The organism is Nocardia sp. NPDC050799 (genome assembly GCF_040654015.1).
Lineage (GTDB): Bacteria > Actinomycetota > Actinomycetes > Mycobacteriales > Mycobacteriaceae > Nocardia.
On record NZ_JBFAHF010000027.1, the window covers coordinates 1 to 11,677 of the forward strand.

At 66.4% G+C, this 11,677-nt stretch carries 12 protein-coding genes and 1 pseudogene; 7 read left to right on the top strand and 6 right to left on the bottom strand.

What is annotated here, in order from left to right:
- Nucleotides 1–584 precede the first annotated feature (584 nt).
- The 3 genes from AB0H42_RS24840 to AB0H42_RS24850 form a co-directional block, all read right to left on the bottom strand.
- Complete coding sequence (locus tag AB0H42_RS24840) at nucleotides 585–959, bottom strand: YciI family protein (RefSeq protein ID WP_357059824.1); 375 nt, start codon at nucleotides 957–959, stop codon at nucleotides 585–587.
- 654 nt (nucleotides 960–1,613) lie between these two features.
- Nucleotides 1,614–2,807: an amidase family protein gene (locus AB0H42_RS24845; protein WP_357059826.1), complete on the bottom strand. Its 1,194-nt coding sequence runs from the start codon at nucleotides 2,805–2,807 to the stop codon at nucleotides 1,614–1,616.
- Nucleotides 2,804–3,043: an amidase family protein gene (locus tag AB0H42_RS24850; RefSeq protein ID WP_357059828.1), complete on the bottom strand. Its 240-nt coding sequence runs from the start codon at nucleotides 3,041–3,043 to the stop codon at nucleotides 2,804–2,806. Before AB0H42_RS24850 ends, AB0H42_RS24845 begins: the two co-directional genes overlap by 4 nt.
- 52 nt (nucleotides 3,044–3,095) lie before the next feature.
- On the opposite strand from AB0H42_RS24850, the gene AB0H42_RS24855 reads away from it, so the two are divergent.
- From AB0H42_RS24855 to AB0H42_RS24875, 5 genes and pseudogenes are all read left to right on the top strand, one after another.
- Nucleotides 3,096–3,668, top strand: coding sequence for a TetR/AcrR family transcriptional regulator (locus AB0H42_RS24855; protein ID WP_357059831.1), 573 nt, complete (start codon nucleotides 3,096–3,098; stop codon nucleotides 3,666–3,668).
- A gap of 319 nt (nucleotides 3,669–3,987) precedes the next feature.
- A pseudogene (locus AB0H42_RS24860) lies at nucleotides 3,988–4,080 on the top strand (MerR family DNA-binding transcriptional regulator); the annotation flags it as partial.
- A gap of 90 nt (nucleotides 4,081–4,170) precedes the next feature.
- Nucleotides 4,171–4,770 carry a hypothetical protein gene (locus AB0H42_RS24865; RefSeq protein ID WP_357059833.1) on the top strand — a complete coding sequence of 200 codons (600 nt, stop codon included), beginning with the start codon at nucleotides 4,171–4,173 and terminating at the stop codon, nucleotides 4,768–4,770.
- Between the two features lie 299 nt (nucleotides 4,771–5,069).
- Nucleotides 5,070–6,434: a magnesium transporter gene (mgtE, locus tag AB0H42_RS24870; protein WP_357059836.1), complete on the top strand. Its 1,365-nt coding sequence runs from the start codon at nucleotides 5,070–5,072 to the stop codon at nucleotides 6,432–6,434.
- A 166-nt stretch (nucleotides 6,435–6,600) separates the two neighbouring features.
- Nucleotides 6,601–7,719 (top strand): Fic family protein, encoded by a 1,119-nt coding sequence (locus tag AB0H42_RS24875; RefSeq protein WP_357059838.1) that lies wholly within the window; start codon nucleotides 6,601–6,603, stop codon nucleotides 7,717–7,719.
- A 356-nt stretch (nucleotides 7,720–8,075) separates the two neighbouring features.
- Here the strand turns inward: AB0H42_RS24875 and AB0H42_RS24880 are convergent, their stop codons facing one another.
- Nucleotides 8,076–8,804 carry a helix-turn-helix domain-containing protein gene (locus AB0H42_RS24880; protein ID WP_357059841.1) on the bottom strand — a complete coding sequence of 243 codons (729 nt, stop codon included), beginning with the start codon at nucleotides 8,802–8,804 and terminating at the stop codon, nucleotides 8,076–8,078.
- 402 nt (nucleotides 8,805–9,206) lie between these two features.
- On the opposite strand from AB0H42_RS24880, the gene AB0H42_RS24885 reads away from it, so the two are divergent.
- Together AB0H42_RS24885 and AB0H42_RS24890 are read left to right on the top strand one after the other, a co-directional pair.
- Nucleotides 9,207–10,376, top strand: coding sequence for a serine hydrolase domain-containing protein (locus AB0H42_RS24885; protein ID WP_357059843.1), 1,170 nt, complete (start codon nucleotides 9,207–9,209; stop codon nucleotides 10,374–10,376).
- A 181-nt stretch (nucleotides 10,377–10,557) separates the two neighbouring features.
- Nucleotides 10,558–10,707: a hypothetical protein gene (locus AB0H42_RS24890; protein ID WP_357059846.1), complete on the top strand. Its 150-nt coding sequence runs from the start codon at nucleotides 10,558–10,560 to the stop codon at nucleotides 10,705–10,707.
- Nucleotides 10,708–10,742: 35 nt separating this feature from the next.
- On the opposite strand, the gene AB0H42_RS24895 is transcribed toward AB0H42_RS24890, so the two are convergent.
- Complete coding sequence (locus AB0H42_RS24895) at nucleotides 10,743–11,321, bottom strand: hypothetical protein (protein WP_357059849.1); 579 nt, start codon at nucleotides 11,319–11,321, stop codon at nucleotides 10,743–10,745.
- On the bottom strand, nucleotides 11,318–11,623 hold the full coding sequence (locus AB0H42_RS24900; RefSeq protein WP_357059851.1) for a hypothetical protein: 306 nt from the start codon (nucleotides 11,621–11,623) through the stop codon (nucleotides 11,318–11,320). Before AB0H42_RS24900 ends, AB0H42_RS24895 begins: the two co-directional genes overlap by 4 nt.
- Nucleotides 11,624–11,677: the final 54 nt, after the last annotated feature.

Consider the following 11,677-nt stretch of genomic DNA (forward strand, 5'->3'; position numbering starts at 1 on the left):
ACCGGCCCCGCAGGATCCACGGATACCGCAGTCCTGCCGAGGTTTACGCTGAACATCTGAGCAGCGGTGATGCGCTGACCCTTTGAGATCGCCATATCTGAGGCGCCGAATCCCTGCGTCTCCCTGGAGCAGTGGCAGGTTCTCGAAATAGTCCGGCTTGTACACCGACCGGGAACCCGGCGAAGTGGTGGCGAGGTAGGTCATGCTGATCCCCCCGCCCAGCACCTCCGGCTTCTGCGGTCGCACGGTTTGCATCGCCTGCTCGAACGGACTCGGACGGAAAGCTCTGTCCGACCGACCGATATCGCGGGCGGCTACTCGAAGCCCCTCGGCTACGCTCCGATCCATCTGTGCGGCTTTCCGGCTCGTCGCCTCGACAGATTTCAAGATTCTGTCCCGCAGACCCTCGCAGAGTCTCCCGAACATCGCGCCAACCCTTCTCGAGCCGGGCGAGCGGCGACCTACCCCCGGCGGGCATCTATGTGGTGCTCCGGTCGCCCAACCGGGAGATGCGCCGCGCTCGGCCACTTTCCCGGTTCGGCGAGTCCGGCAGCGTGCGTGCACTGGGGACTTCTGTCACATCTCTACTGGGGTGCTTCTTGGAGTGCGCGGACTTCGATGCGTGATCCCACTGCGGTGGAGGCTTGTTCGGCCCATGCCACGGCGGCGGATTCGTCGTCGGCGTTGATGATCCAGAAGCCACCGACGTACTCGGTGGCCTCGACGAAGGGCGCCCGGGTGTGCGACGGGACGTCTCCGGTGGCGTCGACGGTGATCGCGGTCGAGGGCGGATGCAGCCCGCCGGCGGCGATCAGCGCTTGGGCGGTGACGAGGTCGTTGTTGAACTTGTCGACGGCGGCCATCATCGTTTCCAGTTCGGCGGGGTCCATGTCCTGCATCGAGTCCATCGTCGGTTCCTCGGCACTGTCATGGGGAAGGGACAGGAAGTATTGCGGCACGGCGGTTCTCCTTCAATTCGGATTGATGGTGTTCTTTCGGATCGGGCACGGCACTCCATGCCGCGACCTGCCATCGAGATCCACGACGAGGCGGTCGAGTACGTGGCGCGGCAGGTCCGGGGTCGACCGGACCGAGATCGCGTTCTACGTTGTCGCCGGTGATCCTCGGATCGCGGCACCCGAAGGGTTGGATGACACTTTCGAGTGCCGCTCGATGGGTCAGTCTCGGTAGATCGTTACGTAAGCGTTCGTGGCGGTTCCGACACTCATAGGGCCCAGGCATGAGGCTGCGCCGTGACCGGATGGACTGAAGGAGCCACTCCATGAGCCCTGGTATGGGCCGATGGCCATGAGTGGGAAGGCATTGGGTACCCCGTGCAGGCCGAAGCACTCGACGATCAGCGCATACTCCCGCCCGGCAGGCGCGTCGACGTCGTGGCATGTCGCTGTCGCACCGGTCAGGTCGCGCGTGACGGCACAGTCCTGCGGCGCGGCCTGGGCGGCACCTGCGCCGAATACTGCGGCGAAGCCCGACGCGACAGTCGCGGCAACGACGATCCGTGCGGCAACCAGGGTCGTCCTACGCATTCGGCATCCCTCTCCGTATTGCTCTACCTCGGGTACTGCGATTGTGGCCATGTCCGGTATGCCTTCCTAAATGGTGTCGGGTATGGAGTCGCATCGGGTTGCGGTCGGGCGGTGGACGGGTGTGAGCACGCCGAATCGCTCTTCGAGCAGTCCGGCGCCCTGGAGGCAGATGTCCTCGCGGTAGTGCGGTGCGATCAACTGCACGCCCAGCGGCTGGCCGTCGACCACACCGGTGGGCACGGCGACCGCGGGGACACCGACACATGTGCTCGCGGTGCACAACCGCATGCCGACCATTGTTCGCAGGGCCTGGGCCCGATCGCCCAGGTCGGCGTCGAACGGCCGCTCGGTATAGACGGGGCCGAGGATCAGCGGATAGCGCTGCGCGAACAGCGTCCAGTCCCGCTCGATCCCGAAACGCGTCGCCGTTGCCTCGAGGTAGGACGCCAGATCCGCTGGAGGTGCCCGTTTCATCGACAAATCCATGTGCCGGGCGGCCTGTGCGCTGAGCAAGGGGCGCACAGCCGGCCAGCGCACCGAGAACTCGGCGGTCACCATGACGCCGAAGGCCTCCATCGCCTCGATGATCCGGGGCGGCTGCACCTCGACGACCTCGTAGCCGGCATCGTCGAGAACGTCCGCGGCCCGTCGCACCTCCGCCCGCACCTGCGGATGTACGCCCAGCCCGCCGGGGTCTTCGCACACCGCTACGCACTTTGGTAGCGGTGGTCCGGCAGTAGGCACCGGTACGACTCTCGGATCCCGCGGATCGACTCCACTGAGGATCTCCGTGACCAGCGCGAGGTCGTCGACCGACCGCGCGATCGGGCCATCGACGGGGAAGAGCTGCGCTGCCAACGTCGGTTCCCGGCCGGCGACACGATGATCCGAGGAAAACCGACCGTACGTGGGCTTGAGTGCGGTCGCCCCGCAGAACATGGCCGGTACCCGCAGTGACCCGCCGGAGTCGTTGCCGAGACCGAGGGGTGCCATACCCGCGGCAACTGCTGCGCCGTCGCCTCCGCTGGTGCCGCCGGGGGTTCGGATCACGCCCCACGGATTGCGGGTCTCGCCGAACAGCTGGCTGACTGTGACGTTTCCACCGATGGTGAGATCGGGCATGTTGGTATGCCCCAGCGGAACTGCGCCGGCCTGCCGCAGGCGACGCACCGGAGGCGCATCGACATCGGCGACCGCATCGGCGAAGTGGGGGACGCCGTGCGTGGTGGGTTGGCCCGCCACGTCGATGTTCTCTTTCACGGTGAACGGAACGGAACCCCGGCCAGCGGTCCCGGGTCGTCGCCCGATCGAACGGCTCGGTCGACGGCCTTCGCGGTCTCCCGCGCCTCGACGAACTGGACCGTCACGGCATTCAACGAAGGATTGACCTGTGCGATGCGCGCGAGGTGGGCATCGAGGACCTCTGACGCCGACAGTTCGCCGCGCGTCACGGCACGTCCGATCTCCCTGGCACTCAACGCCCATATCTCACTCACGAAACTTAATATACACATCTGTATCTGTAGACTGGTGTGTATATTAAAGCGCATGCCGCCACGTCTGACCCGTGCTCAGAGCCGCGCCCTCACCCGGGAGCGTCTCATCGCCTCGGCGCGCGAATTGTTCGCCGAACGTGGTGTCAACGGAACATCCGTGGAACAGATCGCCGAACGTGCCGGTTACAGCCGCGGCGCCTTCTACGGCAACTTCAGTGACAAGTACGACGTGCTGCGCGCACTGCTACTCGAGCGCACCCGCTCTGAAGAGCGAGAAGTTCGTGACCTGGGTTCGACCTTCGAAGAAGCCGGCGAACAACTACGAGCCTGGAATCGCGAGCGAGCACAACACCTTCCGGAATGGCTTTCATTGCGCCTGGAACTGGTGCTGCAGGCGATCCGCGACCCACAGAGCCGTCCGCTGGTCGCCGAGCGGGATCGCTACGCGAGATCACTGATCGCCGAAGGCGTCGCGAGGAACAAACCCGGCGCCGACGCCGAGTTCCTGGCCTTGATCATCCATGCGCTGGAAGACGGCCTCCTGATCCAGTACATACTGGATCCCGACAATGTGCCCGCAGACATCGTCGTCCAAGCAGTCGGGTATCTGCTCCGGGACGACTGAGCGATGCCTCACCGCGCGCGACCCACCGCCCGGTCGGCAGTGCTGCTACTCGACATCCCGTTCGTATTTTGGATCCGCCACGCTCGGCTTCGGGGTGAATCTGCCGGTAGCGGCGCCGGCCGCTGTCGTTCCGGCGATCGCGGCGGTAGATCTGGTGATCGCCACCCGACCCCACCGCTATAGCCGTAGCCTGCGGAGGCAGATAACCGAGCAGCCCCTCGAAGCTCATTCCGAACTGATCTCTCGAGCACATCCCTGGTTTCTTGCCGAGGGTTCGTTCGCTTGACTGCGACGTAGCGTCACACCGGAAGCTGGTGCTATGAGAATCAGCGAAATCGCCACGGCCGCCGGAACGACTCCCCGTGCCGTCCGCCACTATCACCGGCTCGGCCTGCTTCCCGAACCGGCCCGAACTGTCGCTCCCGGCGCTCGTGCTTGATCCGGCCCAGCGCCGGGCGGTACTGCGTGCGATCGAACTGCTCACCGGTGAGGACGATCGAGCATGACCGGGCGGACCACCAGGTTTCTGCGGAACCAGGGCCGGGCATACCGCGCGGTTTGGCTGTGGTTGCGCCGGCGAACCGATTGCGACGGCCGTGAACGCGCGCCGTTGCCCGGCACGCGGGGCGTGCTGGCGATGCCACTGGCCTTTCTGGCGGCGACCTTGCTGGAGATGGCGGTGCTCCACATCCTGATCCCGTGGGCGTGGCTGAGTGTTTCGCTGGGCGTGCTGTCACTGTGGTCGTTGCTGCTGCTCTTCGCGATGTTCGTCGCCGATATCGCCTACCCGCACTACGCCACCGACCGGGCGCTGGTGCTGCGCCGCGGCGGCCGTGAGATCGCGACCATCGCGTTCGACCGGATCGCGGCCGTCGCCGCACATCGCCGCTACAACCAGACCGGAACAGCCCTCGAGCGCGACCACCTGTTCCTCGCCGGACCGGACGGCACCACCGTCGATGTGACACTCCGCGAACCGGTCGATATCCGGGTGGAGTCACCGCTGCCCAGCGGCCGGATCGCCGCCGCGGTGACCCGGATCAGCCTGTTTCTCGACAATCCCGAGCAAATATGTGGCGCGCGGACACGCCCGGGAGTGTGAAACGCCGTGTGACGAACCTTTCGATGCGGACTTCCCGTGGTCAGGATGTATTCTGATCAAGAATGCGTTCGCATTCATAGACAGTTATCCGGATCGGGCGTGTACCCACGCGCGTAGCGGCGACCTAAGAGGAGGTGGTGTTGCAATGCGCAGCGAACCTCCCAGTCGAAGGCCGCGCGGCGTCGTCCGCCCGCGTTTCCGCTTGCAGTAACTGTCGGCGGAGCGGCCCGGCTCGGCGCCTCGCGGTGTGACTTTCCTTCGAAATCACTCGCAACTCACTGCTGTGCCGAGGACTTCTCATGTCGCAGATCGATCTCATCGAAGTGCCGACGACGCTGTCGGAATCCCTCCAGGACGTGGTCGAGAGCCACCGCGTCGATGCCGCGCTGCACTGGCTGGACAACCATCCGCCGCACGTCATCGCCGACGAACTCGCGCGGATGGACGCCGTCGAGGCCGGGGTAGCGTTCCGATTGCTGGACAAGGATCTGGCATTGGCGGTGTTCGAGGAACTCGAACCCGTCGATCAGCAGCAGATCCTGCAGGGCCTGCGGGACCAGAGTTTCCGCGAACTCGTCGAGGGCATGGCCCCCGACGACCGGGCCCGCATGCTGCGCGAAGCGCCGGCGAAGGTGGCGAAGAAAGCCCTCGCCGGGTTGAGCCCCCGCGAACGCCGGATGACCGCCGCGCTGCTCGGCTACCCCGAGGGCTCGGTCGGCCGGTACATGTCGCCCGAGGTCGTCGCGATCCCCGGCAGCCTCTCCGTCGCCGACGCCCTGCGCACGGTCCGGCTCAAGGGCGGCAACGCCGAAACGGTCTACACCCTCCCCGTGGTCGACGCGGGCCGCCGCCTGCAGGGCATCGTGGAACTGCGCGAACTCGTACTCAGCGGCCCCGACACCATGGTCGCCGACCTCGTCGTCACCGAACCCGCGTTCGTCCGCGCCACCGATTCGGCGGAGAAGGCCGCGCGCCTCATGCGCGAGACCAACGACATCAACCTGCCCGTGGTCGATAGCGAGGACCGGCTCGTCGGGCTGCTCACCATCGACGACGCGGTCGAGGTCATCGAGGCCGCCGACAGCGAGGACGTCGCCAAACAGGCCGGTTCGGCGCCCTGGGAAGGCCACTACATGGCCGCCGGGGTGTTCCAGCTCGCCCGCTACCGCGCGCTGTGGCTGATGCTGCTGCTGGTCGCGGCCACACTCACGGTGAGCGTGACAGGGTTCTTCGAGGCCACCCTCGAACAGGCCGCGCAACTGGCGTTGTTCATCCCGCTGCTCATCGGGGCGGGCGGTAACGCCGGGGCGCAGGCCGCCACGGCCTGTGTGCGTGCGGTCGCGGTCGGCGAGGTACGCGGCGGCGACCTGTTCAAGGTCATCTGGCGGGAGTGCCGGGTGGGGTTGGTCCTCGGGACCATGCTCGCGGTGGTCGGCGTGATCATCGGCGGACTGTTCGTCGGCCCCAGGGTCGCGGTGGTCGTCGGGGTCACGCTGGTGCTCATCTGTGCCTGGGCCGCCACCATCGGCGGCACCATGCCGCTGCTGGCCAAGCGGCTGCGGATCGACCCGGCGGTGGTGTCGGCGCCCATGGTCACGACGCTGGTCGACGCGACCGGGCTGATCATCTACTTCACCACGGCGAAACTGGTTCTGGGGATCTGAGCGGGGCTGCGTCGGATCGCGTCCGGCGCTCGTGCCGGCCGGGCCTGTGCAATGCGGAGCGATGGTTCGCGGTGTGCTTGTTCTTCGACAGCGCGGCAAGGTCCGTGCGGGGAATCCAAGGCCTATTCACCGCAGAATCTGCGGTGAATAGGCGTAGTATCGCCGCATGACGTCCGGGTACCGGAAGTACATCTGGCAGCGTGCCGACTGGCCGGTGTTCGAATACGACGCCGCCCGGTTGGTTGCGCCCCTGACCGAGGCGGCGTATCAGCAGGGGCGTCTGCTGGGCCGGCTCGCCGAGACCGCCGATACTGTGCAGGACGAGGCAAGCTTGGCTGTTTTGACCCAGGATGTGGTCAAGACCAGCGAAATCGAGGGCGAACTGCTGGACGTGGCCTCTGTGCGTTCTTCTCTCGCGCGTCACCTCGGGGTGGATATCGGGGCGCTCGCTCCGGCCGATCGGCAGGTGGACGGTGTCGTCGAAATGGTGCTCGATGCCACCGCGCACCACGACCGGCCCGTTACCGCGGAACGTCTTTTCGGCTGGCACGCCGCCCTTTTCCCGACGGGATACTCCGGTCGGACCCGGATCAACATCGGCTCCTGGCGCACCGACGAGGCCGGACCGATGGAGGTGGTGTCCGGTGGCTACGGTCGACAGCGCGTGCACTTCGAGGCGCCGCCGGCCGAGCGGCTGGACGTCGAGATGCGAAAGTTCCTGGACTGGGTCGATGCCGATACCGCGGAACCGGCGATCATCAAAGCCGGATTGGCGCATCTGTGGTTCGTGACCGTGCATCCCTTCGACGACGGAAACGGCCGCGTCGCGCGCGCCCTGGGTGATCTGTGGCTGGCGCGTGCGGACCACAGTTCCCGGCGGTTCTACAGCCTTTCCGCGCAGATTCAACGCGACCGCGCGGCGTACTACCGGATACTGGAACGCACCCAGAAGGGCTCGCTCGATGTGACGGAGTGGCTGAACTGGTTCCTCGAAGCGCTCAGGCGCGCGATCGTCCACTCGGATGAGACGGTCGACCGGGTCCTGCTGAAGTCCCGTTTCTGGCGGCAGCGGCAGTCGATCCCGATGAACGACCGCCAGCGGGCGATCCTGAACCGGCTCCTGGACGGGTTCAACGGCAAACTCACCACCCGCAAGTGGGCCATCATCACCAAATGCTCTCAGGACACCGCGCTGCGCGATATCAACGAACTGGTCGACCTCGGAGTATTGCTGCGATCGGACGCGGGTGGTCGGAGCACCTCCTACGAGCTCGCGGTGCCCTGAGGCCGGCAGATCCCGGCGTTCACGGGTTCATCGGCCAGGGTGATGCGGCTCGACGAAGTGGTCGGTGCGTGCGCGGCCCGCAAACCAAGTCGGCGACCGGCCGGATGAGAAGTCCGGTGACATACCGGTCGTCCGACTCGAGCCACGCCCCGAAATCTCTGTCACGGTAGGCGGTCGCCAACGTGAGCCACCCAGGAAGAAGCCGGCGCCGCCGCAGGTGGCACCGCCCCCGTCACCACCACAGCTTGGTATCCGCGATGAGCTCGCCGCCGACCTCCCGCGCCTGGCGGCAACCCGCGCCGAACTGCACGTGATTGCAACCAGTACCGAACCCAACGGACTGGCACCGATCGAACTCATGTTTCCGGTTTCTCACCCAACGTCGCCGCTCGGCTACACAGGTGGGTCTGCCGCCATTGCTCGGCAGCCTCGATCATGGCGTGGCCGACGTGTTCGAAGAACTGGCCGATGTCACGCAGTCGGTCGCCTGATGGTGAACCGGCACCGAGGGTTTCCGCTCCTCGGCGGGCGAATTCGGCCAGCGCGGTGTTCTGACGGGCGCTTGCCATCCAGCCGCGGAACCAGGCGTCGGCGTCGATGACGTACCGGTCGCGCCGTCGGCGAGGGTCGCGTTCGCGACGGATCAGTTCCTGTTGTTCGAGTTCACCGATGGCCTTGGAGATGGAAGCGGGGCTGACCTGAAGGCGGCGGGTGAGTTCGGCGGCGGTCAGGCTTCCGCTATCGGTGAGGTAGAGGCAGGCGAGCACGCGTGCGGTCATGCGGGTCAGCCCGGTGCTGATCATCAAGGCGGTGAACTGCTCCTCGAGGTCGTGTGCGGCCTCGCGACTCGGCCCGGGTGCCTCGGAGGGTGTCGATGCCCGACGGCGGCGCCGAGCACGTTCTCGTGTGGCCTGGTGTGCGACGCCGGCCTGGTAGCCGTTGGGGCCGCCGTTGCGGGCCACTTCCCGGGTGATGGTCGAAGGTGGACGTTTCAGATGTTCGGCGATCTCGGTGTAGCTGAGTCCGCGGGCAAGTCCTTCGGCGATCTGCCGGCGCTCCTGCTGGGTCAGTCTGCCTCCGGGCATGGGCAGCGCCTCCTCGTCATCGTGTGCCGCTGACCTGCGGCCGCGCAGAGTCTTGCATTCTTCGGCAACTCATTGCAATTCGCGGCCTAGTGTCACTGTTGCATTTGATCTCAAAATCATTGCAAAAGCGAGCCAAATACCATGTCAATCACGGTATTTTGAGATCGACTCTGATTGACAGATTAGTAAATGCAAATTAGCCTTTGGTCGAGTTCGAATACAGGGCCGGTGATCGGATCCGCTTGGGAGGCACGCCTGTCCGGCGCCTTCGACAGGACTTCGACGAAGCGTGATCGTCACCGCCGAACCGCCGACACACCGGCCGCGGCACTACCCGGCCGCGTCGGCGGGTCGTCCCGCCGAACTCTCCTTTGTTTCCGAGAACCCCGGAAGGGCATGGATATGGTCATCAAGTCCCGATATATCGCCGCCGCACTTGCCGCCGCCACGACAACCATCGCGATGGCCGCGGTGACCTCGCCCGCGGCCTCCGCACAGGACGACCCCGGCCATGCCGACGTGCAGCACGCCCTCGACGCGGCCGTCCGAGCAGGTACTCCCGGTATCGTGGCCGAAATCCACGACCAGCGAGGACAGTGGTTCGGCGCCGCGGGTTCGGCGGACACCGACACCGGGCGGAAGCGCCGGCCACAGGACCGTTTCCGCATCGGGAGTACGACCAAGGCGTTCACCGCCACCGTCGTTCTTCAATTGGCTGCCGAGCGCAGACTGAGCCTCGACGACACCGTCGAACGCTGGCTGCCCGGACTGGTCCAGGGCAACGGAAACGACGGTGGCAAGATCACCATTCGGCAACTGCTCAACCAGACCAGTGGCCTCTTTGCTTACACCAACGATCCGGAGTTCTTCGCCAAGGGCGTCGGCCCCGCCTGGTTGGAACATCGCTACGACAGCTATACCCCCGAGCAGTTGGTGAAGATCGCCATGGCCCACCCGCCCCTCGCCGGCCCCGGAGAGCGCTTTTTCTACTCCAACACCAACTACATTCTGGCCGCCATGATCATCGAGAAGGTGACGGGCCGGCGCTACGGCGAGGAGCTCACCCAGCGCATCACCCGCCCCCTCGACCTGACCGGGACTTCTCTCCCGGGCGACCCGGGAATCCGCGGACCCCACCCGGTGCACTACTCCACCCTGTTCTCTCAGGACCCGGCACCCACGATCTACGACGCGACGGAGATGAACCAGTCCTTCGCCTGGTCCGCGGGCGGCATCATCTCCACCACCGGTGATCTCCACCGCTTCTTCGGCGCACTGCTGGGCGGACGCCTGCTTCCGCCCGCTCAGCAACAGGAACTGCTCACCACCGTCCCCACAGATGGGTCGAACTGGATCCCCAACACCCGGTACGGTCTGGGCGTCTTTGCGCAGACGCTGCCGTGCGGAGTCACGGTCTGGGGCAACGGCGGCGCCACCTATGGATCCTGGACCTACGCCATGGGTTCCCAGGACGGCGCGCACCTGCTCACCAGCAACATGAACGGCGACTGGAGCGGCTTGGGGCCGTTCACCGACGTGCTCACCGCGGAGTTCTGTCCGGCCGGGTCCTGATCAGCCGCGAGTACATCACGCGGCGTCGGCGAGCGACCGGCCCGAATCCGCCGACCCCGGTACTGCTCCGCCTGTGCAACCCTGAAACGCGAGAACCGGCCGGATAGCCGCCGGCCGGTTCTGCTGCTTCTGTCGGAACGGTAGCTCGTCGGCCTGCACGACGTGGACCTCCCAATCCACCATGATCAGGGCGTCATCCAGCTACACCGAACAGCGCGGAACCCACGTCACGGTGCGCCCGGCCACCCCGGCCGAGTTCACCCGCCATTTCGGCAGCTGGCTGGATCTGGCCTGGCGCCGTTCGGCGGAGGAGCGCGCCGACGCCTGGTGAGCGCCGGCTTCGGTGCAGGCGGACCCGGGGAGCACTCACAGTCCGGCCCGTTCGCGCGGGTTCGTGATCCGCAGCCTCAGTAGATGCGGATGGTTGGCGTCGTCGAGAGCGAGTGCGGCGGTCCACAGGGACGCGTCGATGGATTCGGGTAGGCGCCAATCCCGGGGTGCGACGGCGGGGAACCGCAGGAGTATCGGGTCGGCGCCGCAGTGGTGGGGGCGGACCGCCCACCACTGACGACCGGTGGCATCGATGGTGGCGGCCGCGAGAACGTCTGCCCCGGCGGGCAGTCGCGCGGCGGCGGTACGGACGGGTGCCGGGATATGCCGGGCGGCGGCGCGGGAAGCCAGTTGATCGGCGAAAACGAGGAAGACGAAACCGAGTCCGAACATGCCGGGGCCGAGGACGGCGCGCACCTGGGCGGCCGCCACATGGATCGGATTCGGATCCGTGACACCCCGGCTCGGACCAACTTCGGCGCATTCGGCGTGGATCGTTTTGCCGTCGAAGCGGAATCCGAACAGTATGGGCAGCGACCCGGCGGGTACGGCAGGCAGGAAGTGCGCGGTGATCTCGGCGACCGAATCGTCGTCGGGGTAGCGGATAGCGCTCATCCGAGCAGTCCCCGCGCGACGGTATGCGCCCAGAACTCGTGGCGGATCGCATCCCACAGACGGGCGTATTCGGGGAACCGCTCGCGCATATCCGCGAGGTCGGTGCAGGCGCGGGCGGGCAGCGGTACGGCCGCGCCCGCCGTATCGCGCACCTCCAGAATCTGGATCGCCCCGCGATCGAGCCGCCAGACGGCCAGCCGGCCGTCGCATTCGGTGTGGCGCGTCGGGGCGTGCGGCTCGGCGGCGCCGGAGGCTGCCGGGAAAGCGTCTTTGCGACAACGACTTCCGTATCTCTCGGACATGCGACTATGTTGCTGCAGGTCACAGACTCGGCGTAGGTCGGCGCGAGGCCGTCA

Excerpts from the sequence above, each read along its gene's own strand:
- AB0H42_RS24855 (WP_357059831.1), top strand. The coding sequence starts at position 3,096 with ATGCCGCCACGTCTGACCCGTGCTCAGAGCCGCGCCCTCACCCGGGAG.
- AB0H42_RS24865 (WP_357059833.1), top strand. The coding sequence starts at position 4,171 with ATGACCGGGCGGACCACCAGGTTTCTGCGGAACCAGGGCCGGGCATAC.
- mgtE (WP_357059836.1), top strand. The coding sequence starts at position 5,070 with ATGTCGCAGATCGATCTCATCGAAGTGCCGACGACGCTGTCGGAATCC.
- AB0H42_RS24875 (WP_357059838.1), top strand. The coding sequence starts at position 6,601 with ATGACGTCCGGGTACCGGAAGTACATCTGGCAGCGTGCCGACTGGCCG.
- AB0H42_RS24880 (WP_357059841.1), bottom strand. The coding sequence starts at position 8,804 with ATGCCCGGAGGCAGACTGACCCAGCAGGAGCGCCGGCAGATCGCCGAA.
- AB0H42_RS24885 (WP_357059843.1), top strand. The coding sequence starts at position 9,207 with ATGGTCATCAAGTCCCGATATATCGCCGCCGCACTTGCCGCCGCCACG.
- AB0H42_RS24890 (WP_357059846.1), top strand. The coding sequence starts at position 10,558 with ATGATCAGGGCGTCATCCAGCTACACCGAACAGCGCGGAACCCACGTC.
- AB0H42_RS24895 (WP_357059849.1), bottom strand. The coding sequence starts at position 11,321 with ATGAGCGCTATCCGCTACCCCGACGACGATTCGGTCGCCGAGATCACC.
- AB0H42_RS24900 (WP_357059851.1), bottom strand. The coding sequence starts at position 11,623 with ATGTCCGAGAGATACGGAAGTCGTTGTCGCAAAGACGCTTTCCCGGCA.